Origin of the sequence: Kushneria avicenniae, from assembly GCF_900112585.1 — a bacterium.
GTDB lineage: Bacteria > Pseudomonadota > Gammaproteobacteria > Pseudomonadales > Halomonadaceae > Kushneria > Kushneria avicenniae.
On sequence record NZ_FOLY01000002.1, the window covers coordinates 243,423 to 268,400 of the forward strand.

Consider the following 24,978-nt stretch of genomic DNA (forward strand, 5'->3'; position numbering starts at 1 on the left):
CGGCGACTGCTCAACTGCCGGTATCGTTCATCTCGACATCGTCGCGACCGCCGCGCGGGCGGCGGATGAGACGGGCAAAGAGAATGCCGACCTCGAACAGAAACCACATCGGGCCTGCCAGCAGCGTCTGGGAGATTATGTCAGGCGGCGTCAGCACCATGCCCACCACAAAGCAGGCAATGACCACATAGGGGCGCTTGGCCGACAGCGCCTGTACCGTGGTGGCGCCGGTGAGCACCAGCAGGAAGGTGGCGACCGGAATCTCGAAGGCCAGTCCAAAGGCCATGAAGAGCTTGAGCACAAAGGACAGATAGGCGTTGATGTCGGTCATGACCTGCACATTGGCCGGTCCAGCCGTGGTGAAAAACTGAAACAGCAGCGGAAACACCACGTAGTAGGCAAAGGCCGCACCGCCATAAAAAAGCAGCACGCTCGAGCCCAGAATGGGGAGTGCCAGCTTTTTCTCGTGCGCGTAAAGGCCCGGGGCGATAAAGGCCCAGGCCTGGTAGAGCACAAAGGGAATGGCCAGAAACAGCGAGACGATCAGCGTCAGCTTGAAGGGCGCCAGAAAGGGCGAGGCAACTTCCGTGGCGATCATCTGTGAGCCGGGCGGCAACAGCGCCATGAGTGGCTCGGCCACAAAGGTATAGATCTGGTTGGAAAAGGCATACAGCGCTGCAAATGCCACCACGATGACAATCATGGCGCGCAGAAGACGTGAGCGCAGTTCAATAAGGTGATCGATCAGCGGCGTCTGCGACTGATTATCGTCCTGTTGGCTCATCGATCGTGTTTATCCCTGTCATGGCTGTCCGACTGCGATTCCCGTGAAGACGCAGGATCGGAAAGTGTCTGCTCATCGGATGCCGTATCAAAAGCCGGCGCCGGGGCGGTGGACGGGTCGGCAGTGCCGGCGTGACGATCCAGTGCGGGCTCGGTTGATGGCGCCACGGCACGCTCGCCCTGATCCGGCCCGGACTCGGGGCGTTCATCCTCCCGGGGAGATGAGCGCTCGCTGGAGAGCGCCCTGTCCGACAGCTTCCGACTGCTGGCGGACGGATCATCTCCCAGGCTTTCGATATCATCCCGGGCCTTTTTCAGCCCTTGATCGAAACGATCCTGCTGGCTTTTCATCTTGCGCTGCAGCTCTTCGGCTTCGAGCTGGGAGGTAATCTCCTGCTGCATGCTGGAGACCGTGCGCTTGATCTTGCCCAGCCACAGTCCGGCCGTGCGCGCTGCCGTTGGCAATCGCTCGGGGCCCAGCACCACCAGGGCGATGGCGCCGACCACGATCAGCTCGGGAAAACTGATATCGAACATGACGGCTTATTTCCGGGTATCTTCTTTTTCGCGCGTGTCCGTATGGCCATCGATGGTGTCGTTGCCCTGGGTCTCGTCATGCTTGACGCGCTGCTGAGGCTTGTTGCTCGTCTCGTCGTCTTCATTGACGGCCTGCTTGAACCCCTTGATGGCGCCGCCCAGATCGCCGCCCAGATTGCGAAGCTTCTTGGTTCCAAAAATCAGGATGATAATGCCCAGAACGATCAGAAGCTGCCAGATACTGATACCACCCAACATGGCGTTTCTCCATTGTGCCCGTGTCGGACACGTGTGTTGATAAATCCGGTGCCGACTGCGGCGACACCCATCATTTTAATGGTATGACAGACAAAAGAAACAAATGTTACCCCTGCGTGCGCGAGGCCTTTTCCTCGAGCCCTGAAATGCCCTGACGGCGTGCCAGTTCCTCAAGCACGCTGCGATGGTCCAGACCCAGGTGCGACAGCATGACCAGCGAGTGGAACCAGAGATCGGCCGTCTCACGGATCAGTGCCTGTCGGGCCTTGTCATCACCATGCTCGGCATCGCGGGCCGCCAGGATGGCTTCGACGGCTTCCTCGCCCACCTTTTCCAGAATCTTGTTGAGACCACGCTGGTGCAGCCCTGCGACGTAGGAGGTGCTGGCGTCACCGTGGCGTCGGTCGGCGAGATTTTGATCGAGCTGATCGAGGATAGTGTCCATTGAGAAGGGTTCCTGATTGTACATGCCGGACGTATTCAGGACGATGGGAGCTTATATCATCACCGCCCGCAATGTGTCGATGTTATCGGTGGGGCTCAGCGCCAGATGACCAGTACCAGTCCGATACCGGCGGCGGCGAGGATGCTCCAGTGCTGCTGCATCGCCCACTGGGAGATGGGCTGCCAGGCCAGGGCACCGGCAATCAGGGCCAGTCCGATCCTGATGCGACGCGCGCCCTTGCGTACGCCCGAGAAGGAGCTCTGGAGCGTCATGAGTGCCGCGGTCTGCTGTTCGCGATGCTTGCGCTCGTGATCGACCTGGGAGAGCGCCTGATGCGCCAGTACCGGCAGCTGGGGAATGCGCTGGGCCAGATCCGGTGCCTGTCGCTTGAGCTCCTCCCAGAACCCCCTGGGCCCGGCCCGCTCGTGCATCCAGCGCTCCAGAAAGGGCTTGGCGGTGTGCCACAGATCAAGTTCGGGGTAGAGGGTGCGCCCCAGCCCTTCGATGTTGAGCAGCGTTTTCTGCAGCAGGACCAGCTGCGGCTGCACTTCCATGTGAAAGCGTTGCGCCGTCTGGAAAAGCCCCATCAGTACCTGGCCAAAGGAGATGTCCTTGAGTGGTTTCTCGAGGATGGGCTCACAGACCGAGCGAATGGCAGCAGCAAACTCATTGGCACGAGTGCCTTCGCCGACCCAGCCCGACTCGATGTGCAGCATGGCCACTTCGTAATAGTCCTGGCGGAAGAACGCGATGATGTTGCGCGCCAGGTAGTCCTGATCCTCGCGGGTCAGGCTGCCCACAATGCCACAGTCGATGGCAATATAGCTCGGGTCGCTCGGGTTGCTGATATCGACGAAGATATTGCCCGGGTGCATGTCAGCGTGGAAAAAGTTGTCGCGAAACACCTGGGTGAAAAAGATCTCCACGCCGCGCTCGGCCAGCAGGCGCATGTCGACGCCCGCGTCCTCAAGCGCATCGGTGTCGGCCACCGGCACGCCGTTGACCCGCTCCTGGGTCATGACGCGCTTGCGCGTCAGCGGCCAGTAGATGGTTGGGACGTGCAACAGGGGGGAGTGCTGAAAATTGCGCTTGAGCTGGGAGGTGTTGGCCGCCTCCTTTTGCAGATCCAGCTCGTCAAAGAGCGTTGATTCGTAGTCCTTGACCACCTCCACGGGGCGCAGGCGCCGCGCTTCGGGCCAGACCTTCAAAAGCACCCTTGCAAAGGTATATAAAAGCGCCATGTCGTTGCGCATGACATTGTCAATGCCGGGGCGGATGACCTTCACCACGACCTCTTCACCGGAGTGAAGGCGCGCGGCATGGACCTGCGCGATCGAGGCCGAGGCCATCGAGTCGGCCTCGAAGTGGTCAAAGAGCTCGCCGACCGACGCGCCCAGCTCCTCTTCGATAATGGTACGGGCCGTATCGCTGTGAAAGGGCGGCACCTGATCCTGCAGCCGCTTGAGCTCGACGGCGATATCCGGTGGCATCAGATCACGGCGGGTCGAGAGCATTTGCCCGAACTTGATGAAAATGGGGCCCAGATCCTCCAGCGCCAGTCGCAGGCGCTCGCCACGCGTTTTGTTTCCTTTCGGAAACAGCCTGATGGGCGCAATGCTCATCAGAAAGCGGGCATAGCCCGGCAGGCGGTCGGTCGGAATCAGGCTGTCGAGCCGATAACGGGTCACCACCCAGGCAATACGGATCAGGCGCCATAGCGTCATCAAGAGTGTTGCCCTCGCAGACGACGGTTGAGACGTTCAAGCCGGGCTTCCAGCCGATCCGTCGCAATTTCGAGTTCGGTCAGGTGTTCGCGGGCCACATCAAAGCGAGCGCGGCCGGCGAGCCACTGGCCCTCTTCAAGGATGTACTCGCGCAGATCCTGCTCAAGGCTTCTGGACGAGTGGACGCCGAAATGCCCCAGACGCCGCAGCCCGGTGGCCAGACTGTGGGCCGGCGCGTCACCGAACCATTCGGCGAAGGCGCCTTCCCAGTCGATGTCGAGATCCATCAGCAATTCACGGGCCTGCATCAGAAGACCGAGCTGACCGCGCACCACCAGCCGATGGCTGGTCATGAGCGACTGGATCGGCATGCCGCCCAGCAGAGCGCCCAGCGTATCGGCATCGATCTCGATGGTCGTGTCGGCGTCCCGGTCTTCACCATCGGGCAGCGAGGCAAGCGTCAGGCCGTGAATATGAAAGATGACCAGCACTTCGATCCGGGGCGACTCGAGTCTCAGCAGCAAGCGCTGCCCGGCCATGGCCGCCAGACGTGACGGCGCCGCCGGGTCACGCGCCAGCAGGCGATTGACGCTTTTTTCGATACCGGCCAGCAGTACAGGAGTTAGAAAGGACATCAGTGCGGTTGCCCTTGAGGTATGCAATGACGAAAAGTCATGAGATACGCGTGTGTCATGCCATTGACCCTGTCGGGAAAGCGGCCCGGCGGGTGATGGCGAACATGAGACACCACCCGCTCAGGGCGTTCAGAACTTGATACCGCGGTGCAGGGCGACCACACCGCCGGTCATGTTGGTGTACTCGACGCGCTCGAGTCCTGCATTTTCCATCATGGCCTTGAGGGTCGGCTGATCGGGGTGCATGCGAATCGACTCGGCCAGATAGCGATAGGAGTCGGCGTCGTTGGCCACCCATTTGCCGATGCGGGGCAGGACATGAAAGGAGTACTGGTCGTAGACTTTCTCGAACACCGCGTTGACGGGTTTCGAGAACTCCAGCACCAGCAGTCGTCCGCCCGGCTTGAGCACGCGCGTCATGGACGCCAGCGCGGCATCCTTGTCGGTGACGTTGCGAAGGCCAAAGGCCATTGTGATGCAGTCAAAGGTGTTGTCGGGGAAGGGCAGGGCCTGAGCGTCGGCCTGCACGATTTCCACCTGCGCGCCGATGCCGCGGTCCATCAGGCGGTCGCGACCGACCTGCAGCATGGAGGCGTTGATGTCGGCCAGTACCACTCGACCTGAAGGGCCTACCCGTTCCACGAATTTGGCGGTGAGGTCACCGGTGCCGCCGGCAAGGTCCAGCACGGTATGGCCGCGACGCACGCCGGAGCGCTCCATGACCACGCGCTTCCAGAAGCGATGAATGCCCATCGACATCAGATCGTTCATGACATCGTAGCGGCGTGCCACGCTGTCAAAGACCTGCTCGACGCGGCCGGCCTTTTCCTCGACAGGGACTTCCTCATAGCCGAAGTGCGTTGTCTGCTTGTCCATGCGATCCCCTGTCAGCGTTTTCAAAATCGTGTGTTCCGGTATCGGTGGCGGCGCTGCCTGCCCTTCGGGGCGGGTGCGTGATCAAGCCGGTCGGGAGGGGCGCGCCTGTCGACAGCCATTGTAGCTTTCAGGACGTCATTTGTCCTGACGCCCATATCGGCTGCCCTTACTGTCGCTGCAGTGGTATGCCCAGCGGCTCGCGCGAGGCATTGGCCTTCTTGAGTTCATGAAGATAGTCGTCCCACCACAGCTCGCGGTTTTCGATCATCTCCCACAGATAGGCATAGGTATACAGCCCGCTGTCGTGGCCGTCATCAAAGTGCAGCTTGAGCGCGTAGTTGCCCACCGGTGTGATGTTTTTAAGACCCACGTATTTCATGCCGGTCTGCAGCACGGCCTGCTCCGGGCTGTGGCCTCGCACCTCGGCCGAGGGCGAGTACACTCGAAGCATTTCGGCACCCAGGCGAAAGCTCTGCTGCTCACCGTTGATGTCATAGGTCAGCGCCAGCTCGCGGCTGCGCTGATGATAGTGAACGCCGGTTGGCATGGGGGCACTCATGGCATGTCTCCATGATATTGAGTATCACATCGATGATGTCGGTCACACCGGGCCGCCGACATCAGGTCAAAAAAAGCGGGCGGCCCGTGTTCGGGCCGCCCTCCAGGATACGCTGTTGGCGTCAAACGATAAAGATGCTCAGAGGATGTAGCGCGACAGGTCCTCATCGCGGGCCAGTTCACCCAGACGCTCGTCCACGTAGGCGCCATCGATCACCAGCGGGCCTTCCATGTCGCTGCCGTCAAAGAGGGCCTCTTCCAGCAGGCGCTCCATGACCGTATGCAGACGACGCGCGCCGATGTTTTCGGTGCCCTCGTTGACCTGCCAGGCCGTCTGCGCAATGCGCTCGATGCCATCGTCGGTAAACCGGATATCGAGACCTTCGGTCTTCATCAGCGCCTCGTACTGGCGCGTCAGCGAAGCAGAAGGCTCGGTCAGGATACGCTTGAACTCGTCTGGTGACAGCGCTGACAGCTCCACGCGAATCGGCAAGCGACCCTGCAGCTCCGGAATCAGATCCGAGGGCTTGGAGAGGTGGAACGCGCCCGACGCGATGAAGAGGATGTGATCGGTGTGCACCATGCCGTGCTTGGTGGAGACGGTTGACCCCTCGATCAGCGGCAGCAGGTCGCGCTGCACCCCTTCGCGAGAGACGTCGCCACCGCTGCCGGATTCGGCACGCTTGGCCACCTTGTCGATTTCGTCCAGGAACACGATGCCGTTCTGCTCGACCGCCTCGATGGCACGCGCCTTGAGATCCTCGTCGTTGACCAGTCTGGAAGCCTCTTCATCACGCACCAGCTTGTAGGCTTCCTTGACGGTCAGACGACGGCTCTCCTTGTTCTGCTTGCCCATGTTCGAAAACATGCTGGAGAGCTGGTTGGCCATGTCTTCCATGCCGGGAGGCGCCTGAAAATCCATGCCCTGGCCGGCCGGCGACAGTTCGATATCGATCTCCTTGTCATCAAGCTTGCCTTCACGCAGCTGCTTGCGAAAGGTCTGACGCGTGGCGCTGTCGCGCCCCTTGCCGCTGTCGTACTCGCTGCCACGGGCAGGCGGCAGCAGGGCGTCCAGAATGCGCTCCTCGGCGGCATCATCGGCCTTGTGACCGACCTGCGACTTGGCCTGTTCGCGGACCAGCTTGATGGCGGCTTCCACCAGATCGCGGATGATCGATTCGACATCGCGACCGACATAGCCGACCTCGGTGAACTTGGTCGCCTCGATCTTGATGAACGGTGCGTTGGCAAGCTTGGCCAGCCGACGGGCGATTTCGGTCTTGCCCACACCGGTCGGGCCGATCATCAGAATGTTCTTGGGTGTGACTTCCGGACGCAGCGTCTCATCAAGCTGCATGCGACGCCAGCGGTTGCGCAGGGCGATGGCCACGGCGCGCTTGGCATCGGCCTGACCGATGATGTATTGATCCAGCGCGTGCACGATCTCGCGCGGGGTCATATGGTTGCTGCTGGCGTTCTGCGGGGTGTTGGAGGTCTCGGTCATGATCAGTCCAGTGCTTCGAGCGTCACGTTGTGGTTGGTGTACACACAGATATCTGCCGCAATCGCGAGGCTCTTTTCAGTGATTTCACGCGCGGACAGGTCGGTATTCTGGACCAGCGCCCGCGCTGCGGCGTTGGCATACTGACCGCCCGAACCGATGGTGATGATGCCGTGTTCGGGTTCCAGCACGTCGCCCGTGCCCGTGATGATGAGGGAGGCATTGCGATCGGCCACGGCCAGCATCGCCTCGAGCTTGCGCAGCGCGCGGTCGGTGCGCCACTCCTTGGCAAGCTCGACGGCGGCCTTGGTCAGGTGGCCCTGGTATTTTTCCAGCTGCGCTTCAAAGCGCTCGAAAAGGGTGAAGGCATCTGCCGTCCCGCCGGCAAAGCCGGCCAGTACTTGGCCGCGATGGAAACGACGGACCTTGCTGGCATTACCCTTCATGACCGTATTACCCAGCGAGACCTGTCCGTCGCCTGCCAGGGCGACCTGTTCGCCGCGGCGAACGGAAACAATCGTGGTCATCGGCGCTACTCCAATGCGTGGGTGACATGCACCTGGTGACTTGCGCGCAGACGGTGCAAAAAGCGCAAAAACGGTCTGCGTTGTGAAAACTTTCCACTGAAGTGCGGGCGTTCGTGGCGCAAATCAAGCCATGACCGGCAGGGAAATTGTCCGAAGTGTGCATGCTGACCTGGTCAATGGTGGCTCCCGACCGTCTGGAGAGCGTCCACCGCATACAAAAAGGGCGCCGGCTGCATGGCAGCGGGCGCCCCTTGTGTCGGCAGCCGGGGGTCAGCGCTGCTGAATCTGCATCGGGTCGATGCCGCGGGTCTGCATCAGGCCCCGGGCGCGGGCAAGCTCCCCGGAATCCTGATAGGGACCGGCCTGCACGCGATACCACGTGGTGTTGTCCGCCGTCTGAACCTGGGTGACCTGCATGACAAGGCCCAGATCGCGCAGCTTGCCGGCCATGTTGTTGGCATCACTTTGTGACTTGAACGATGCCGCCTGCAGCATATATCTGGCGCCGGCACTGCTCGAGCTCTGCTGCTGGGCAGAAGCGCTCTGCTGGCGGCTGGACGTCTCATGACGCGAGGCCATCTGCTGGATGGCATCTTTGCTGTCGGCGCTGCTCTTCGGCTCGGGCTTGCTGGACGAGGCGCTCTGTTGTGACGAGGACGCCTTTTGACCCTCGGGATTACTGACCGAGGCACTGCCGTTGCTGCCCGCGATGCGTCGTGCGTGCTGTTCCAGCACGGCGCCTTCGGTGCCGGGCCGCGGCGGCGAGCTGTAGTCTTCCACGTTCGGCGCGATCACTTCCGACTCGGGCAGCAGGGTGTAGAACTCGAACGTCGGCATCTGCCCTTCCTCGGACGGCTGCTGGGCGTTCTCGCCTTCCTGCTTTTGAGCGTTGGCATCGGTGCGCTTTTTGGTGACCACGGCAGCCACCTGATCACGCTTGGGCGGCGCATCGCTTTGAAAGTACTGCGCGACAGCAAAGCCGGCGATGATGCCTACCAGCGCCCACAGCCAGCCGGGGATATGGAAACCGTCGCCGCTGCCGCTGCGTTTTGCCTTGTTGCGTGACGTGGCGCCCTTGCCTGAGGGCGCCGCCTTCTTGCTCTGGCGCTGTGCCATTTACATCTCCCGGGGGGCCGAAACGCCCAGCAGGTCGAGCCCGTTACGCATGACCTGACGTACGGCCATGCCCAGCGCCAGCCGTGCGTTGCGCAGGCTGTCGTCCTCGACCATGACCTTGACGGCGTTGTAGCAGGTGTGGAATTCGCTGGCCAGATCCTGCAGATACACGGCGATCTGCTGCGGCTCGCGCTGCTCGGCGGCACGGCGCACCGTTTCGGGCCAGCTGCCCAGACGGTTGATGAGGTCACGCTCGCGGGCATCCTCGAGCAGGTGCAGCGACGCGCGCGCCAGCGTTGCATCAAAGGGCTGGCCCTGGTCAATGGCTTTTGCCTCGACGCTGCAGACGCGGGCATGCGCGTACTGGGCGTAATAGACCGGGTTGTCGCTGGATTGTGAACGCGCCAGATCGATATCAAAGGTCATCTGCGAGGTCGCGGCGCGCGATACCAGGAAGTAGCGCGTGGCGTCACGGCCGACCTCATCGATGAGATCGCGCAGGGTGACGTAGCTGCCGGCCCGCTTGGAGAGCTTGACCTCCTGACCCGAGCGGGTGACCAGTACCATCTGGTGCAGCACGTAGTCCGGCCAGCCCTGCGGAATGTCGGCGTTGAGCGCCTGAAGACCGGCGCGCACGCGGGTGACCGTCGAGTGGTGGTCGGCGCCCTGTTCGTTGATGACGGTGGTAAACCCGCGCTGCCACTTGTCCAGATGATAGGCGACGTCAGGCAGGAAGTAGGTGTACCCCCCTTCGCGCTTTCGCATCACGCGGTCCTTGTCATCCCCGAAGTCGGTGGTTCGAAGCCACAGGGCCCCGTCGGACTCGTAGGTATGGCCGCCCTGGATCAGGCGCTCGACGGTCGCCTCGACCCTGCCGCTTTCGTAAAGGGCGGATTCCAGGAAAAAGACATCGAAGCCGACGCCGAAGGCCTTCAGATCAAGATCCTGCTCGTGACGCAGCCATGCCACCGCAAAGGCGCGAATGGCGTCCATGTCATCGGAGTCGGCAGCGGCCGTGACCTGGCGGTCATCGGCAGTGACGGTTTCGCCCTGCATGTAGGCGCGTGCCACGTCCTGAATGTACTCACCGCGATAGCCGTCGGCGGGCCAGGCCGGGTCGTTGGGCTCGATGCCCTTGATGCGGGCCGCCACCGACAGGGCCAGATTGTCGATCTGGGCGCCGGCATCGTTGTAGTAGAACTCGCGCGTGACCTCAAAGCCGTTGGCTTCCAGCAGACGGCACAGGCTGTCGCCCACCGCGGCGCCGCGGCCATGGCCCACGTGCAGCGGCCCGGTCGGATTGGCGGACACAAACTCGACCTGCACCTTCTGACCAGCCCCGTCACGGTTGCGGCCAAACGCGTCGCCGGCGTCGAGGATGTCGAAAAGCACCTCGCCGGCGGCGCTGGTGTTGACGAAGAAATTGATGAAGCCGGGGCCGGCAATCTCGACCTTCGAGATGGCCTCGGAGGCCGGCAGGGCGGCGATCAGGCGCTCGGCCAGATCGCGTGGCTTCATGCCGGCAGGTTTGGCCAGCATCATGGCCAGGTTGCTGGCATAGTCGCCGTGGGCCCGGTCACGCGCGACATCGACACGAATGTCGGGTCGGGTGTCGACGGGCAGGGCGCCTTCGGCCTTGAGGGCCTCCAGCGCCGTGTTGAGCAGTAGGGTGATCGTCTCTTTCATGCTGGCATCTATGGTCGTGGATGACTGGCCCGACGCATTCGGCCAGGTCTTGAGTGCGCTTCCCGTGATGACACATTCCTGCCGGTAGTGTTGACAGAATGGGCGATGGCAGGCGCTTTGGCGCCCGCCATTATCGTTCAACCGCGGGCCGTGTCAAAACCGGTATTGTGTCCGACGTGTATCGGGCCGTGCGTTGCCGCCGTCCGGCTCAGTACATTTCCTGCGGATCGATATCGATGCTGTAGCGCAGACGACGGGCATCGCTTTGCTGCGACATCCAGTCATCCAGCCAGGCGCCGGCCTCGTGCAGGGCGCTGCGGCGGTCAGCGCTGAGTAAAAGCTGAGCGTGATAGCGGTTCTGGCGCCGCTCCATGGGCGCCGGCACCGGCCCCAGACAGTGAACGGCCAGTCCGCGCTCGGCAAGCCAGGTCCGCATGGTCTCACCGGCACGGGTGAACAGATCAATGACGGCCTCCATGCGGGCACTCTCGCCGCGCATGAGCGCCATGTATCGAAACGGTGGCAGTCCGGCCAGACGGCGTTCGGTCAAAAGCGATTCGGCCAGGGCGTCATAGCCCTCTTCCACCAGCAGCCGCAGGCTCGGATCCTCGGGATGCAGGGTCTGGATCAGAACCCGCCCCGGATGCTGGGCACGGCCAGCGCGGCCGGCCACCTGGGTCAGCAGCTGCGCCGAATGTTCGAGCGCACGAAAGTCGGCGCTGTAGAGTCCGCCATCGGCATTGACGACCACCACCAGCGTGACGTGCGGAAAATGATGGCCCTTGGCCAGCATCTGGGTGCCGACCAGCAGGCAGGGCTCGCCCTGACGTATTTCATTGAGATGCTGCTCCAGCGCGTCGCGCCGGCGCGTGCTGTCACGGTCGATGCGCAGGATGCGGGTGTCACTGAAAGCCTCCTGCAGGGCTTCTTCGGTGCGCTCGGTGCCGGCACCCTGTGGACGCAGATCGGCACTGCCGCATTCGGGGCAGGCATCCGGGACGCCGCGCTGCTGCTCGCAGTGATGACAGATCAGGCGATGCGGGTCCCGGTGCAGGGTCATGCGGGCATCGCACTGCGGGCATTCGGCCAGCCAGCCGCACTGATGACAGGCCAGCGTCGGCGCAAAACCACGGCGATTGACGAATACCAGCACCTGACGCTGGGCTTCCAGATGCTCCCTGATGGCCGCCAGCGCCTGCGGTCCGAGGCCGCCACGCTGCGGCTTGCCGCGCAGATCCACCAGCGACAGGGTCGCAGGGGCGGCGTTGCCGGCACGGGTGTTCAGCCGCAGGTGGCGATAGTGGCCGTCCCGGGCACGGGCCAGGCTCTCGAGCGACGGCGTGGCGCTGCCCAGCACGATGGGAATGCCGTGGCGCTGGGCGCGTGCAATCGCCAGATCGCGGGCGTGATAGCGCAGGCTGTCCTGCTGCTTGAAGGAGCCGTCGTGCTCTTCATCCACGATGATAACGCCGGGACGTGCCAGCGGCGTGAAGACCGCCGAACGGGTGCCGATCAGCACGGCGGCGCGTCCGGAGCGGGCAGCTTCCCAGCTGTCGAGGCGCTCGCTGTCATTGAGCCCCGAGTGCAGGGCGATGACCGGGGCGTTGAAGCGTTTTCGAAAGCGCGACAGCGTCTGTGGCGTCAGGCCGATCTCGGGCACCAGCACCAGTGCCTGACGGCCCCGATCCAGCACTGCCTCGATCAATTGCAGATAGACCTCGGTCTTGCCACTGCCGGTGACACCGTGCAAAAGAGACACCTGAAACCGGTCCAGATCCTGATGCAGCTCGGCCAGCACGCCGGACTGCTCGCGGTGGAGCGGCAGGGTGGGCTCGGCAAGCGTTGTGGCATGGCGCTCGTTGAGCGGGGCCGCCACGCTCTCTTCGCGACAATCGATCAACCCCTTGTCGCGCAGGGCGTTCAGCTGCGCCCGGTTGAACCCCAGCGCGGTGATCGCCGAGGCCACCAGCCCGCGCGGATGCTGGGCGATGGCGGCGAGCAGCTCGGCCTGGCGGGGGGCGCGGGTGACGGTCTCACCCGGCGAGCGCCCCTGATCGGTGATCGACCAGCGGGTCCGGGTGCGCGCCTCCAGCGGCCGGCCCTGACGCAGCAGGGAGGGCATGGCCCCGATGAGCGTGTCGCCCAGCGAATGCTGGTAGTAGCGCGCGGCAAAGCGACACAGCCACAGCCAGTCTCCGGGCAGGGGACTGCGATCAATCAGGGCTTCGATGCGGCGCAGACGGTCGGGTGGCACGTCGCTGTGGTCTCTGATGTCGATCACCACGCCAATCACCGAGCGCTGCCCGAAGGGCACACGCACCCGCACGCCGGGAACCCAGCCGTCATCGGGCGTTTCACGATCGGGCAGGTAGTCGAACGCTCGCTTGAGCGGCGAGGACACGGCCACTGCCAGAATCACGCGGTCAGGTCCGGACGGGGACACGTTCGGCTTGCTCCAGAGATAAAAGGGGTGACACCGGCGCGCAGCCCGAAGGTGCGACACTCGGCGCGGCAGGGTAGCACGTTCCCGGTCTCGACCGGGACATCGCAGGCGCTGTAGTGGCTGTGTACCCTGATGGCGTCAGGGCCTGTCAGCTTGTAGGGGCAGGGCTTTTTGGGTAGGCTGCGCCGGATTGATCGTTGGTTTTCAATCGGATAAATATCATGTCTCAGGACAATAAACAGGCAGCACTGGATTATCACGCGCACCCGATTCCGGGCAAGCTGAGCATCGAAATCACCAAGCCCACCACTTCCTCGAAGCATCTCGCCATGGCCTACAGCCCGGGCGTGGCCGAGCCGGTACGTGAAATCGCCCGCGATCCCGAAACGGCCTATCGCTATACCGGCAAGGGCAACCTGGTCGCCGTAATTTCCAATGGCAGCGCCATCCTCGGTCTGGGCAATCTGGGCGCACTGGCCAGCAAGCCGGTCATGGAAGGCAAGGGCGTGCTGTTCAAGCGCTTTGCCGGGATCAACGCCATCGACATCGAGGTCGACAACGCCGATCCCAATGCCTTCATCGAGACCGTGGCCAATATCGCCTGCAGTTGGGGCGGCATCAACCTGGAAGACATCAAGGCACCCGAGTGCTTCCGGATCGAGCGTGAGCTCAAGGCGCGCTGCGATATTCCGGTCTTTCATGATGACCAGCACGGCACGGCGATCGTGACTGCGGCCGGACTGCTCAACGCTCTGGAAATCGCTGGCAAGACGCTGGGTGATGCTCGCATCGTCTGTCTGGGCGCCGGCTCTGCCGCCATCGCCTGCATGGACCTGCTGATCGCCTGTGGCGCCGCGCGCGACAATATTCGCATGCTCGACAGCAAGGGCGTCATTCACGACGGGCGTGACGACCTCAACGAGTTCAAGGCGCGCTACGCGGTCACTACCGAGCAGCGCAGCCTGGATGACGCCATCGACGGCGCCGATGTCTTTATCGGTCTGTCCGGCCCGGATCTGTTTGCCCCCGATCAGCTCGGGAAGATGGCCGCCAATCCGGTGGTGTTTGCCTGCTCCAACCCGGACCCGGAGATTCATCCCGACACCGCACATGCCACTCGTAACGATGTGATCATGGCCACCGGTCGCTCGGACTATCCCAATCAGGTCAACAACGTGCTGGGCTTTCCCTTCATCTTCCGTGGCGCGCTGGACGTTCGCGCGCGCGACATCAATGAAGAGATGAAGGTTGCGGCCGTTCATGCCCTCAAGGACCTCGCTCGCGAACCGGTGACCCGCGAAGTGCTGGCCGCCTACGAGCTCGAAACGCTCGAGTTCGGTCGGGGCTACATCATCCCCACGCCGATGGATTCGCGCCTGCTGGGCCGGGTCTCCTCGGCGGTAGCCCGTGCCGCAGTGGCTTCCGGAGCGGCCACGAAGGCCTATCCGTCCCACTACCCGCTGACCGGCGTCGAGGATGTCTACGGCGGCTGATTCCATGCTCCGTATCGCGTCAAACAAAAACCCCGCACCAGTGATGCGGGGTTTTTTTATACCAGCTGACCGGCGTCAGAAGTCGTAGACCACCGAGACGGCCGTGGTGGTATCGGTCTTGTGTTCGGCGTCTTCAGGTGGGTCGTCATTGAAGTCGACATCGTAGGACAGACGCATCGCCAGGACGTCATTGATGGCGACCGTCAGCGAGGTCTGGGAGCGCATGATGAGATTGAGCCCGGTGGCTTCCAGCACCAGATCCTGACCGAAGGTGGCGGTATCCGAGACCTGCCAGCGATAGTTCAGGCCGCTATAGGCCAGCGCTCGATATTTTTTCTCATCGCTATCGGTATAGCTGTCGCGGCGCACGCCCGGGCCGGCCTCGATCGACAGCGACTGCGGCGGCCCGCTGAGCAGCTGGCGGCCGTAACCGCCGGCCAGCGTGCTCTGGGAGTTGTAGCCAGCAAAACGGTCCTTGCGCCAGCGCGCCAGGCCAAAGAGGTAGTTGTCATCGTCGAGGTCATAGCGCGTGCGCCCGCCGAGATTGTAATTCTCGGCCGAGGTATCGTCTTCATCACTGGCGCTGTTGATGCCGGCATAGAGATTCCACGACCAGGGGCCGCGGTACCAGGTAAGATCGGCATTGGTACGCAGGCTGGAGCTGTTGCTGTTGCCTGACAGTTTCGTATAGCCCAGCGAGTATTCGCCGTCGAAATCCTCGTCGGCCTGACTGGCGCTTTCAAGCGTTGAGTAGCCGGCAAAGTTTTCGTTGTCGGCGGCCAGACTCTGCCCGGTGGGCAGCAACGTGATCAGAAGCGGTAAAACAGGAACAAAAAGACGTGTGTAGCGTGAACCCATGATGATGGAAATCTCTTGAATACCGAAGCGCTGCGAGGGCAGCGGTTGTAATTCCTGACGGCAGGGCGCTGCCGCCACGCGGTCTGATGACAGCAATGGCGCTGCGCGATGGCAGTGTGCCCGGAAGTAGCGAAGCCTACATGGGAAATCGCGTCATGTTTTGTGAGAAGTGATCACGGTGATGGAGAGAACGTTGAGCGGCGTTAGAAGTTGTAAACCACCGAGGCCGCTGTCGTGCGGTCGGTATGAGCGTCCGCCTCGCGCGGCGGATTGGAATTGCTCTTGATGTCGTGGGACACCCGCAGCGACAGGCTCGAGTTGATGGCCACCGAGATGGCTGAATAGGAGCGGATCGTCACGTTGTCATCGGCGCCTTCCACCGAAAACTGCTGAATGAAGCTGGCCGTATCCGACAGCGTCAGTGCGTAGTCGGCTGCCAGGTAGCCCAGAAGCATGTGTCGCCTGCCGCCGTTTTCGTAATCATCAAAGCGATAGCCCGGGCCGGCCTCCAGCGACAGGGCCTGAAGGTCATTGTCAAAGAGCTGGCGGCCATAGCCGATGATGGTCGTGAACTGATTGTTATAGCCCGAGAAGCGCTCCTTTTCATAGCGCGCCAGCCCGAAGAGGTAGTTGGGCGAATCTCCCAGCGAATAGCGCTCGCGCTGGCTGACCAGATACTGCTCGGCCGTGGTGTTTTCCTGGTCGCTGACGTTTTTGACCTCGGCGCGCGTCGTGTGCGTCCAGGCCTGGTCGTACCAGGTAATGCGGCCCTTGCCCAGCAGTGTGGTGGTATTGGTATTGCCGGACAGCGCCGTATAGCCCAGTTCGATGGCGCCCGAAAAGGGCACTGAGTCGTCGCTGGGCGGGGGCGGTGCGTAGAAAAGCGAGTCGGCGGCCCGGGCGCTGCTGTGCCAGCAGGCAAGCGTTACCAGCACGAGGGGAACGAGACACCGACGAAAAGGTGTCAGTGAGCGGGTCGGGACAATCGATGCGGATGCCATCAAGGCATCGCCATGCAAGTCAACAGATAAGCGCGTGGTCATGGTGTTTCACTGCGGTTTGAAGTCCTGCCCGGGCAGAGTGCCCGGACAGGGAGGCGCAATCAGGATCAGAAAATGGCGTCGTAGCTGCCGGTGCCCTGAGAGCCGCTTTCCGATTCAAGTTCAGGGCGAATCGAACGCTGCTGATAAGGCGGCAGATTGTCCTTGCGGAAAATCTCGGTAATGCCGCCGCCGTCTTCATCGTGGAGGCGCTTGCCGGTATCCGGATCGATGCGCACCGTCACGATGTCGTCAGGCGCGCTCGGGGCGGCTTCCGGTGTTCCCTTGAGGACCGTGCCCATGTAGTCCTTCCAGATCGGCAGGGCGGCCTGAGCTCCGTATTCGGCAATGGTCTCGTTGGTGTCCTTGCCGACCCAGACGCTGGTGACCACGTTGTTGTTGAACCCGGAGAACCAGGCATCACGCTGATCGTTGGTGGTACCGGTCTTGCCCGCGATGTCGTCACGGTTGAGCGACAGCGCGGCACGACCGGTGCCACGCTCGATGACGTCGCGCATCATGGTACGCAGCATATAGACCGACTCGGGTGAGGCCACCCGCTCGGCGATCGGATAGGTGCGATCGTCGATGGTGACCGTAGCGTCCATCGGATCACAGTCGCGACAGGCCGCCGGCGGGTTGGTCTCTTCCATCAGATTGTGGCCGTCCTCGCCCTGGCTGACGCGCTCGATGAACCACGGCTTGATGCGAAAGCCCCCGTTGGCAATCTCGGCGTAGCCGCGGGCGATCTCCAGCGGCGTCAGCTCGGCCGTACCCAGCGCCAGCGACAGGCCATGTGGCAGGCGGTTGCGCTCAAAGCCCATGTTGACCAGAAAATCGATGGTGCTGTCCAGCCCGATCGACTGCAGGGTGCGGATGGTCACTAGGTTGAGCGAGCGATACAGGCCCACGCGCAGGCGGGTCGGGCCGCCGAAGCTGCGTTCGGAGTTCTCCGGGCGCCAGGCGTCCTGATTGCCGATGCCGGCCTGCACGATCGGCGCATCGTTGACGATGGTGGCCGGGGTCATGCCGCTTTCAAGCGCCGCCAGATAGATGAAGGGCTTGAAGTTGGAGCCCGGCTGACGACGGGCCTGGGTGACGCGGTTGAACTTGCTGCTGGCGAAACTGAAGCCACCCTGCAGCGCCTTGAGGGCGCCGGTCTGCGGGTCCAGCGATACCAGCGCGCCCTCGGCCTGCGGCATCTGTGCCAGGCGCCAGCCGTCACCGCGGGTGCGCGCCATGATACGTACCAGATCGCCGCGTTTGGCGATCTGGCCGGCGCTGCTCGGCGCGGCCGCCCGACCGCGCGGGCTCAGGTAGCGTGCTGCCCATTCAAGGCCGGGCCACTCGATGGTGATGACCTCGTCATTGTCATCGAGCACGCGCATGGTGCGTCCATCGGTATCGATCACGATGGCCGGCTGCAGCGGCCCTAGACGCGGCGTGGCATCCAGCACGCGCTGCCAGTTGCTGACATCGCCGTCGATGCCGGGCACGGAGGTCTTGCTGCGGGCGGCGGCCTCGCGGGCGGTGCTTTCGACTTCCGGCGACTCGGAAAGCTCCTCTTCAAGGCCGGCACGGTCGGTGCGGTCCTGAGCCTCTGACAGACTGGCCGGAATGTCGCTCTGCTCGGCGCCGCGCCAGCCATGGCGGGTGTCGTAATCCACCAGGCCGTTGATCAGCGCATTGCGGGCAGCTTCCTGCATCCTGCTGTCCAGGGTCGTGACGATGCGATAGTTGCCGGTGTAGGCGTCATCACCGAAACGTTCGACGGCGTACTGGCGGGCCATCTCGGCCACCCAGGGCGCCTGGACGTCGGGCTGGCTGTGATGGCGTCGGGTTTCGATCGGCGCCTGCACGGCGTCCTGATAGGTGTCCTGATCGATCATGCCCAACTGATGCATGCGCAGCAGCACCCAGTTGCGGCGAATCAGCGAGCGCTGCGGGTTGCTGATCGGATTGAGACTCGACGGCGCCTTGGGCAGTCCGGCAATGGTGGCCAGCTCCGGCAGGCTCAGCTGGTCAAGCGGCTTGTCGAAATAGGCCTCGGCCGCCGCACCCACTCCGTAGGCCCCCTGGCCCAGGTAGATCTTGTTGACGTAGAGCTCGAGGATCTGCTGCTTGGAGAGGATCTGTTCCATCTGCAGCGACAGCAGGATTTCGCGGATCTTGCGGGTAAAGGTCTGATCCAGGGTGAGCAGATAGTTGCGCGCTACCTGCATGGTGATGGTGCTGCCACCGGAGCGAATGCGACCGCTGGTTCCCAGTTCGAGGGCCGCACGCATCAGGCCGCGCGGGTCCACGCCCGGGTGCTGGTAGAAACCGGCATCCTCGGCGGCCAGCAGCGCATTGATGAAGTTCTGCGGGATCTCGTCGCCCTTGACCAGCTGGCGGCGCTGGGAGCCGAACTCACCGATGAGCTTGTCATCGCTGGTATAGACCCGCAGCGGCATTTCGAGCTGGTAGTCCTGCAATTGGTGAACGTCAGGCAGGCTGGGAGCAAAGTAGAGCGCAGCGCCAGCTACAGAAAGCAGGATGCCTGCCGTTATGGCCAGCAGCAAAAAGAAGAGATGAAAGACCAGGCGCTTGATGAACGTCATGTAACACGTGTTCCGTCAATGAGGCGGGCTTGGGTCCGCAGGACATCGGTGACCGGCTGGTGTCGTTGTCGAAGACCGCGCGGGAAAATGGCATTGGCAAGCCGGGCATTATAAGTAGCCAGTGCCAGGGCGACCAGCGTTAATGGATAGTCGAGCACAGTCGTCGTGCTTTTAAAACCGTTTAAAGCGTGCGTAAACCCCGTTGTTTGCGTCTTCACGGCGCATTTCGACACGTTATAAACAACATCCGCATAAAGCGGGTCATGGGCTGGAGAGCTGACGTGCTGGGGTTTGGACGTGCAACAAAGGGCATGATCGGGGTGGATATTACCTCCGCCACCGTCAAGCTGCTTGAACTGGAACATTACAGTGATCACTGGCGGGTGGCCTCCTGGGCCGTACGCCCGCTGGTGGATCGCGCCGTGGTGGAGCGGCGCATTCGTGATACCGATCAGGTGGTCATGGCGCTGTCGCGAGCCCTTGACCATGCCGGCCCCCGTGCCCGTCGGGCCGTGGTAGCGCTGCCCACCGGTGCCGTGATTACCAAGGTGCTGAGCATGCCGGTGTCATTCAGCGACAACGACATCGCCCAGCGCATTGCCATGGAGTCGGACAAGCACATTCCGTTTCCGTTCAATGAAGTCACGCTCGATTTTCAGCGTCTGGGCGTCAACGCCCGCTATGACGATCAGCAGGACATCCTGCTGGTGGCCTGTCGCCGCCAGGACATGCAACTGCTCACCGATGTGCTGGACCAGGTCGGGCTCGAGCCCGCGGTGGTGGACGTCGAGATGTTCGCCATGGAGCGCGCCACCCGATTTGTACTCTCCCGGCTGACGCAACAACCCGATCACGGCACCGTACTGATCGACATCGGTGCCAGCATGACCGCCTTTCATATCGTGCATCGCGGGCGCATCGTGCATACCCGCGACAACGTCATGGGCGGTCGTCAGCTGACCGATGAGATTCGCCAGCACTACCGACTGACGTTTGACGAGGCCGGACGTGCCAAGAAAACCGGAGACCTGCCGGAATATCGCCAGCGTATCCTGTTTCCCTTTCGCGAGTCGCTGGTACAGCAGATCATGCGCTCGCTGAAGCTTTACTACACCACGGCGGGCGCCTGTCGTATCGAGCGCATGATCCTGGCCGGCGGCTCCAGCGTCATCGAGGGGCTGGCTGAGCGCCTGGCCGAGGAGACCCGGCTCGAGGTGGTGCCGGCCAATCCGTTTGCTTCCATGCGTGTGGCCGGTCAAATCGACAATGCCAGTCTCACGCTGGACGCACCGGCCATGATGACCGCCTGCGGCCTGGCCATGAGGTCGCTGGCATGAGCAACGTGATCGAAACGCCCGGCGATGTCTGCATCGACATCAACCTGTTGCCTTGGCGCGAGCGGGTGCGCGAGCGTCAGACCCGACGATTTCACCTGTGGCTGTTGCTCAGCGTGCTCGCCGGCGTGGGGATCGGTTTTTTGTGCCAGAACTACCAGCAGTATCGGCTGAGTCATATCGAGGACGATATCGCCCATATCCAGCAGCGTACGGCCGAGCTCGACCACGATATTACCCAGGGGCGCGCGCTGGATGAGCAGCGTCATCAGATGCAGGCGCGCATCGAACTGATTCGCCAGCTGCAGTTTTCACGGCCCCAGACGGTAGCGCTCTTTCAGGCGCTGACCGATACCCTCAATGATGGCGTGGTCTATGACCGGATCCAGCGTCATGACGGTCAGCTCGACATCAGCGGGCTGGCGGCCACCAACCGTCAGGTCTCCGATCAGATGCGCTCGCTGGCTGGCGCCGCGGTGCTGGGCGAGCCCCTGCTGCTGGACGTGCGCGCTGACAGCGAGCGCACCCGTCAGCGGCGCTTCAACCTGCAGGTGCCCGAGCGCGCCCTGCATGACGCGCCGTCAATCCCGGAGGCGCAGCCATGATCCCCATCGACTGGCGTCTTGAGTGGCAGCGCCTGCGTCAGGCCCGCTTTTCCGAGCTGAGTCTTGAAGAGGGCGGCAGCTGGCCCTGGCTTTTGCAGGTGGCTGCCTGCGCGGTGGTGGTGGTCATCGTGGCACTGGGGGCGCGGTGGTACCTGGCATCTCCCGTGGCGGATGAGGTGGCGGATGCCCGTGCCGAGGTGGAAACGCTGAAATCGCAGTACGCCACGCGGGCGTTTCAGGCGGCCAACCTGCCACTGCTGGAGCGGCGCATGCAGGAGCTTGATGTCCGCATGGAGACGCTTTTGAGCATGCTGCCCACGGACAGTGAAGTGCCGGCGCTGCTGGATGACATCAGCGATGCGGCCCGCGGTCAGAATCTGGAGATCGATTTTGTCCGGCTGGCACCGGTCGAGGCGCATCCCTTCTATGTGACCCAGCCGCTGGACATTCAGGTGCGCGGCGATTACCACCGGCTGGCCTCTTTTGTGTCGCGGGTGGCGGAGTTGCCGCGTATCGTGACGCTGCACGACTTCACCCTGGCGCTCGCCGATGGTGATACCGGCGGGGCGCTGGTACTGGCGCTGCAGGCCGAAACCTATCGCTATGAGCCCGAGGCGCAGACGGACACGGCATCAATCAAAGCGGTGTCGCCATGAGTATGCGGTCGCTGATCATGCTGGCACTTTGTCTGGGGCTCTGGGGCTGCGGGCAGGACAATACGGCTCAGCTCGACGACGAGCTCGACACGCTGCGTCACCGCCCTGTCGGGCATCTGGACGCCCTGCCGGCGCAGCCGGTGTATCAGCCCCTGCGCTATGACGACCACCAGCGTCGCAGCCCCTTTGCCACGCCGCCCGGAATGGTGACCGAAGCGCCTCGCGCCGCGTCGGTGACACCGGCCGTGCCGGACCCCGACCGCGCGCGTGAGCCGCTGGAGGGGTATGCGATCAACGCGTTGAAGCTGGTCGGCATTCTGAGTGTGGACGGGCGCACGATCGCGCTGATTCGCACGCCGGAGGGGCGTGTCGTACGCCTTATGCGTCAGCAGCATATCGGTGAGAACAGCGGACGGGTCACGCGTATCGGCAGTGACCATATCGAGATTACGGAACTCACGCCGGATGGCAGCGGCGGTTTCAGTGACGTCAGCCGCACGCTGACGCTGGGAGCAAAGTCATGACCCCAAGGGATTACCCACGCTATCCTGCCCGGATCCTCATCTCGCTGCGCCCCATCGCGGCCTGTATGGGGGCGCTACAGCTGCGGCGCTGCGCTGCGGTGCTGATGTCGGGGCTTTTGCTGATGCTGGTCGCATCGTTTTCAAACGCTGCCTCGCTGACTGATGTCGCGGTGCGGTCGTCAGGTGCCGGGCAGGAGGTGGTTCGGCTGACCTTTGACGGCGCCATCAATGTGCCGCAGTCCACACTTTTGAGCGCGCCGCAGCGGCTGGTGCTGGATTTCGACGATACCGGCAGTCGCCTGTTTTCGTCCCGGGTGCCACTTGGTGGTGAGCGTGCCAGTGATGCCGAAGTGCGCGTTTCCGGCCGTCATCTGCGTGTCATTGTCGCTTTGACACGGCCGACCGGCTGGCAGTTTGCGGCGGTGGGCAACGTGCTGGAGGTCCGGCTTGGCGATGGCAATCAAACCGCCGGTTCGGGGCAGGCGGGCAATCTTCTGCAGCGTATTGCTGCTGTAGAGGCCAGCGGGGCGCGCGCGCGCGCCGACAACGACAGCACGTCGACCGCCTTCAGCGATGCCCGTGCCCGAATCGAGAATATCGACTATCGCGCTGCCGGACAGGGCGCCGGCGAGCTGGTCGTGACGCTGGATCGTACCGGCATTTCGCCTCAGCTGGATGTTCAGAATGATCAGGCGCGTGTGCGTCTGAGCGGCGTGCGGCTGACCCCGCAGTGGCAGCGCATCGTGGATGTCAGCGACTTCGCTACGCCGGTGTCCCGCGTGACGCCTTCGCAGGCAGGAGATGACGTGGTGCTCACGCTTGCCATGGCACCGGGCGCGGTGGCCATGGCGACCCAGCGCGGCCGTGAGGCGGTGATTCGGGTGTCGCCCGCCGGCTCTGCCGCCGCCGACCGACAGCAGTCGCAGTTTCCCTTCGATGGCCGACGCATCTCGCTGAACTTCGAGGATATTGATGTGCGCACGGTGCTGTCGATTCTGGCCGATGAGGTCGGACTCAATCTGGTGGTCAGCGACAGCGTCAGTGGTAACGTGACAATCAATCTGCGCCAGGTCCCCTGGGATCAGGCGCTGGATCTGATCCTGCAGACCCGCGGGCTTGCCAGCCGGCGCAGCGGTAATGTGCTGCTGGTAGCCCCCGGCGAGGAGCTGGCCGGCATGGCGCAGCGCGTGGCTCAGGCCGATCAGGGCGTTGCAGCAAACGAGGCGCTGACCACGGACTATCTGCAGATGCGCTACGCCAAGGCGGTCAACATGGCTGCGTTGTTGCGCGGTGACCAGGGGCTGGGGCTGTTGTCCGAACGCGGTCACGTCTCGGTGGATGAGCGCACCAACACGCTGCTGGTGCAGGATACCCGCGAGCGCATCGACGAGATTCGTCGCACCATCGATCATCTGGATGTGCCGGTGCGACAGGTCCAGATCGAGGCGCGCATCGTGATCGCTCGTGACCGGGTGGTGAATCAGCTGGGGGTGCGCTGGGGGCTGTCGCGTCCGGGGACACCGTCAAGCGGCATCAACGTGGCCGGCGCCTCAAACGGTATCGCACCCAACGGCGGGCTGAGCGTGGATCTGGGCAGTGCCGTGGCGCCCACCACCGGTTTCAGCTTCGGTTATCTCTCCGGCGATGTGCTGCTGGATCTGGAGCTCAACGCGCTGGAATCCGAGGGCAAGAGTCAGACGATTTCCCAGCCCAAGGTGATCACGGCCAACCAGCATCCGGCGCTGATCAAGCAGGGCCAGGAAATCCCCTATCAGCAGGGCGGTGACAACACCCTGACCGGCACCACCGTGCAGTTCAAGGAGGCGGTGCTGTCGCTGGAAGTGACGCCGCAGATCACGCCCGACAATCGCATCATCATGGATCTGATCGTCAATAACGACGATGTGTCCAACAGTCAGTACAACGGCGTGCCGGCCATCGATACCAATCAGATTCAGACCCAGGTGCTGGTCAACGATGGTGAAACGGTCGTACTTGGCGGTATCCTCTCTACCGAGCAGGTCAACAATCTGTACAAGACCCCCTTTCTGGGTGACCTGCCGGGCCTTGGTCGACTGTTTCGCTATACCGAACAGTCCAATGAAAAGGTAGAATTGCTGGTGTTCATTACACCAAGGATCCTTGAGGACACCCTGACGGTGCGCTGATGCAGGCTTTACCCAATCTGTTTCTGATCGGTCCCATGGGGACCGGCAAAAGTACCATCGGTCGCGCGCTGGCCGCCGAGCTGCAGCGCGACTTCTTCGATAGCGACCACGTTATCGAGCAGCGCTGTGGCTGCAATATTCCCTGGATTTTTGATGTCGAGGGGGAGGCCGGGTTTCGTATCCGCGAAACCCAGGTCATTGATGAGATCACCCGTCGACAGGGCGTCGTGTTGGCGACCGGCGGTGGCGCAGTCATGCACCCGACCAATCGGCGCCTGCTGCGCGAGCGGGGCGTGGTGATCTATCTCTCCACGACCGTCGAGCAGCAGCTCCGGCGCACGGCCCGTGATCGCAACCGGCCGCTGCTACAGTGCGAGAACCCCGAGCAGCGCCTGCGCGATCTGCTTGAACAGCGCGACCCGCTCTATCGCGAGACCGCGACCCTGATGGTCAGCACTGATCGGCGCAGCCCGCGCTCGGTGGTCGCCGAGATTCGACGGCGCACCCGCCGCTACGCTGGCAGCACCGCCTATGATTGTCCCTCGAGCCTGTCGGGCTATTCATTCTAGCCTTGCCCCGCCCGTGACGGTGTCTTCACCGTCATTGATGCC

23 protein-coding genes are annotated in these 24,978 nt (G+C 62.9%); 7 read left to right on the forward strand and 16 right to left on the reverse strand.

What is annotated here, in order from left to right; all coding sequences use genetic code 11:
* Positions 1-10 precede the first annotated feature (10 nt).
* The 13 genes from tatC to BM079_RS04495 form a co-directional block, all read right to left on the reverse strand.
* Positions 11-784: a twin-arginine translocase subunit TatC gene (gene tatC / locus BM079_RS04435; protein ID WP_090131224.1), complete on the reverse strand. Its 774-nt coding sequence runs from the start codon at positions 782-784 to the stop codon at positions 11-13.
* Complete coding sequence (gene tatB, locus BM079_RS04440) at positions 781-1,320, reverse strand: Sec-independent protein translocase protein TatB (protein WP_090131226.1); 540 nt, start codon at positions 1,318-1,320, stop codon at positions 781-783. Before tatB ends, tatC begins: the two co-directional genes overlap by 4 nt.
* 6 nt (positions 1,321-1,326) lie before the next feature.
* Positions 1,327-1,578 (reverse strand): Sec-independent protein translocase subunit TatA, encoded by a 252-nt coding sequence (tatA, locus tag BM079_RS04445; protein ID WP_090131227.1) that lies wholly within the window; start codon positions 1,576-1,578, stop codon positions 1,327-1,329.
* Positions 1,579-1,684: 106 nt separating this feature from the next.
* Positions 1,685-2,023, reverse strand: coding sequence for a phosphoribosyl-ATP diphosphatase (locus BM079_RS04450; RefSeq protein ID WP_090131228.1), 339 nt, complete (start codon positions 2,021-2,023; stop codon positions 1,685-1,687).
* 95 nt (positions 2,024-2,118) lie between these two features.
* Positions 2,119-3,747 (reverse strand): ubiquinone biosynthesis regulatory protein kinase UbiB, encoded by a 1,629-nt coding sequence (gene ubiB / locus BM079_RS04455; protein WP_090131230.1) that lies wholly within the window; start codon positions 3,745-3,747, stop codon positions 2,119-2,121.
* Positions 3,747-4,382 carry a ubiquinone biosynthesis accessory factor UbiJ gene (locus tag BM079_RS04460; protein WP_090131232.1) on the reverse strand — a complete coding sequence of 212 codons (636 nt, stop codon included), beginning with the start codon at positions 4,380-4,382 and terminating at the stop codon, positions 3,747-3,749. Before BM079_RS04460 ends, ubiB begins: the two co-directional genes overlap by 1 nt.
* Positions 4,383-4,511: 129 nt before the next feature.
* The gene (ubiE, locus tag BM079_RS04465; RefSeq protein WP_090131234.1) at positions 4,512-5,258 is read right to left on the reverse strand and encodes a bifunctional demethylmenaquinone methyltransferase/2-methoxy-6-polyprenyl-1,4-benzoquinol methylase UbiE; all 747 of its coding nucleotides are present in this window, start codon (positions 5,256-5,258) and stop codon (positions 4,512-4,514) included.
* Between the two features lie 166 nt (positions 5,259-5,424).
* Complete coding sequence (locus BM079_RS04470; RefSeq protein ID WP_090131236.1) at positions 5,425-5,817, reverse strand: gamma-butyrobetaine hydroxylase-like domain-containing protein; 393 nt, start codon at positions 5,815-5,817, stop codon at positions 5,425-5,427.
* 138 nt (positions 5,818-5,955) lie between these two features.
* A complete protein-coding gene (gene hslU, locus BM079_RS04475) occupies positions 5,956-7,320 on the reverse strand; it encodes an ATP-dependent protease ATPase subunit HslU (RefSeq protein ID WP_245742818.1) in 1,365 nt (454 codons plus the stop codon).
* 2 nt (positions 7,321-7,322) lie between these two features.
* Complete coding sequence (hslV, locus tag BM079_RS04480; RefSeq protein WP_090131238.1) at positions 7,323-7,844, reverse strand: ATP-dependent protease subunit HslV; 522 nt, start codon at positions 7,842-7,844, stop codon at positions 7,323-7,325.
* A 270-nt stretch (positions 7,845-8,114) separates the two neighbouring features.
* Positions 8,115-8,960 carry an SPOR domain-containing protein gene (locus BM079_RS04485; protein WP_090131240.1) on the reverse strand — a complete coding sequence of 282 codons (846 nt, stop codon included), beginning with the start codon at positions 8,958-8,960 and terminating at the stop codon, positions 8,115-8,117.
* The gene (gene argS, locus BM079_RS04490; RefSeq protein ID WP_090131241.1) at positions 8,961-10,646 is read right to left on the reverse strand and encodes an arginine--tRNA ligase; all 1,686 of its coding nucleotides are present in this window, start codon (positions 10,644-10,646) and stop codon (positions 8,961-8,963) included.
* A gap of 208 nt (positions 10,647-10,854) precedes the next feature.
* Complete coding sequence (locus BM079_RS04495; protein ID WP_175489596.1) at positions 10,855-13,089, reverse strand: primosomal protein N'; 2,235 nt, start codon at positions 13,087-13,089, stop codon at positions 10,855-10,857.
* Between the two features lie 221 nt (positions 13,090-13,310).
* Between BM079_RS04495 and BM079_RS04500 the strand changes: the two genes are divergently transcribed.
* Complete coding sequence (locus tag BM079_RS04500; RefSeq protein ID WP_090131243.1) at positions 13,311-14,582, forward strand: malic enzyme-like NAD(P)-binding protein; 1,272 nt, start codon at positions 13,311-13,313, stop codon at positions 14,580-14,582.
* Between the two features lie 75 nt (positions 14,583-14,657).
* Here the strand turns inward: BM079_RS04500 and BM079_RS04505 are convergent, their stop codons facing one another.
* The 3 genes from BM079_RS04505 to BM079_RS04515 form a co-directional block, all read right to left on the reverse strand.
* Positions 14,658-15,536: a DUF481 domain-containing protein gene (locus tag BM079_RS04505; protein WP_139215255.1), complete on the reverse strand. Its 879-nt coding sequence runs from the start codon at positions 15,534-15,536 to the stop codon at positions 14,658-14,660.
* 107 nt (positions 15,537-15,643) lie between these two features.
* Positions 15,644-16,375 (reverse strand): DUF481 domain-containing protein, encoded by a 732-nt coding sequence (locus BM079_RS04510; RefSeq protein ID WP_245742819.1) that lies wholly within the window; start codon positions 16,373-16,375, stop codon positions 15,644-15,646.
* A 173-nt stretch (positions 16,376-16,548) separates the two neighbouring features.
* The gene (locus tag BM079_RS04515; protein WP_090131246.1) at positions 16,549-19,080 is read right to left on the reverse strand and encodes a penicillin-binding protein 1A; all 2,532 of its coding nucleotides are present in this window, start codon (positions 19,078-19,080) and stop codon (positions 16,549-16,551) included.
* A 281-nt stretch (positions 19,081-19,361) separates the two neighbouring features.
* Between BM079_RS04515 and pilM the strand changes: the two genes are divergently transcribed.
* From pilM to aroK, 6 genes are read left to right on the forward strand one after another with little or no spacing between them, the layout of a single operon-like run.
* Entirely contained in the window at positions 19,362-20,417 is a 1,056-nt protein-coding gene (gene pilM / locus BM079_RS04520; RefSeq protein ID WP_245742820.1) for a type IV pilus assembly protein PilM, read from the forward strand.
* On the forward strand, positions 20,414-21,019 hold the full coding sequence (locus tag BM079_RS04525) for a PilN domain-containing protein (protein ID WP_090131249.1): 606 nt from the start codon (positions 20,414-20,416) through the stop codon (positions 21,017-21,019). The genes pilM and BM079_RS04525 overlap by 4 nt, the downstream gene beginning before the upstream one ends.
* Positions 21,016-21,675, forward strand: a complete 660-nt coding sequence (locus BM079_RS04530; RefSeq protein ID WP_090131250.1) for a type IV pilus inner membrane component PilO — start codon at positions 21,016-21,018, stop codon at positions 21,673-21,675. The genes BM079_RS04525 and BM079_RS04530 overlap by 4 nt, the downstream gene beginning before the upstream one ends.
* Complete coding sequence (locus BM079_RS04535) at positions 21,672-22,199, forward strand: pilus assembly protein PilP (RefSeq protein WP_090131251.1); 528 nt, start codon at positions 21,672-21,674, stop codon at positions 22,197-22,199. Before BM079_RS04530 ends, BM079_RS04535 begins: the two co-directional genes overlap by 4 nt.
* Positions 22,196-24,367 carry a type IV pilus secretin PilQ gene (locus BM079_RS04540; RefSeq protein ID WP_245742821.1) on the forward strand — a complete coding sequence of 724 codons (2,172 nt, stop codon included), beginning with the start codon at positions 22,196-22,198 and terminating at the stop codon, positions 24,365-24,367. Before BM079_RS04535 ends, BM079_RS04540 begins: the two co-directional genes overlap by 4 nt.
* Positions 24,367-24,936, forward strand: a complete 570-nt coding sequence (aroK, locus tag BM079_RS04545; RefSeq protein ID WP_090131253.1) for a shikimate kinase AroK — start codon at positions 24,367-24,369, stop codon at positions 24,934-24,936. The genes BM079_RS04540 and aroK overlap by 1 nt, the downstream gene beginning before the upstream one ends.
* Positions 24,937-24,978: the final 42 nt, after the last annotated feature.

Coding starts and splice junctions, on each gene's coding strand:
- ubiE (WP_090131234.1), bottom strand. CDS start 5,258: ATGGACAAGCAGACAACGCACTTCGGCTATGAGGAAGTCCCTGTCGAG.
- BM079_RS04450 (WP_090131228.1), bottom strand. CDS start 2,023: ATGGACACTATCCTCGATCAGCTCGATCAAAATCTCGCCGACCGACGC.
- argS (WP_090131241.1), bottom strand. CDS start 10,646: ATGAAAGAGACGATCACCCTACTGCTCAACACGGCGCTGGAGGCCCTC.
- hslU (WP_245742818.1), bottom strand. CDS start 7,320: ATGACCGAGACCTCCAACACCCCGCAGAACGCCAGCAGCAACCATATG.
- BM079_RS04515 (WP_090131246.1), bottom strand. CDS start 19,080: ATGACGTTCATCAAGCGCCTGGTCTTTCATCTCTTCTTTTTGCTGCTG.
- BM079_RS04460 (WP_090131232.1), bottom strand. CDS start 4,382: ATGTCCTTTCTAACTCCTGTACTGCTGGCCGGTATCGAAAAAAGCGTC.
- BM079_RS04535 (WP_090131251.1), top strand. CDS start 21,672: ATGAGTATGCGGTCGCTGATCATGCTGGCACTTTGTCTGGGGCTCTGG.
- tatB (WP_090131226.1), bottom strand. CDS start 1,320: ATGTTCGATATCAGTTTTCCCGAGCTGATCGTGGTCGGCGCCATCGCC.
- BM079_RS04525 (WP_090131249.1), top strand. CDS start 20,414: ATGAGCAACGTGATCGAAACGCCCGGCGATGTCTGCATCGACATCAAC.
- tatC (WP_090131224.1), bottom strand. CDS start 784: ATGAGCCAACAGGACGATAATCAGTCGCAGACGCCGCTGATCGATCAC.
- aroK (WP_090131253.1), top strand. CDS start 24,367: ATGCAGGCTTTACCCAATCTGTTTCTGATCGGTCCCATGGGGACCGGC.
- BM079_RS04540 (WP_245742821.1), top strand. CDS start 22,196: ATGACCCCAAGGGATTACCCACGCTATCCTGCCCGGATCCTCATCTCG.
- tatA (WP_090131227.1), bottom strand. CDS start 1,578: ATGTTGGGTGGTATCAGTATCTGGCAGCTTCTGATCGTTCTGGGCATT.
- BM079_RS04500 (WP_090131243.1), top strand. CDS start 13,311: ATGTCTCAGGACAATAAACAGGCAGCACTGGATTATCACGCGCACCCG.
- BM079_RS04470 (WP_090131236.1), bottom strand. CDS start 5,817: ATGAGTGCCCCCATGCCAACCGGCGTTCACTATCATCAGCGCAGCCGC.
- ubiB (WP_090131230.1), bottom strand. CDS start 3,747: ATGACGCTATGGCGCCTGATCCGTATTGCCTGGGTGGTGACCCGTTAT.
- hslV (WP_090131238.1), bottom strand. CDS start 7,844: ATGACCACGATTGTTTCCGTTCGCCGCGGCGAACAGGTCGCCCTGGCA.
- BM079_RS04485 (WP_090131240.1), bottom strand. CDS start 8,960: ATGGCACAGCGCCAGAGCAAGAAGGCGGCGCCCTCAGGCAAGGGCGCC.
- BM079_RS04530 (WP_090131250.1), top strand. CDS start 21,016: ATGATCCCCATCGACTGGCGTCTTGAGTGGCAGCGCCTGCGTCAGGCC.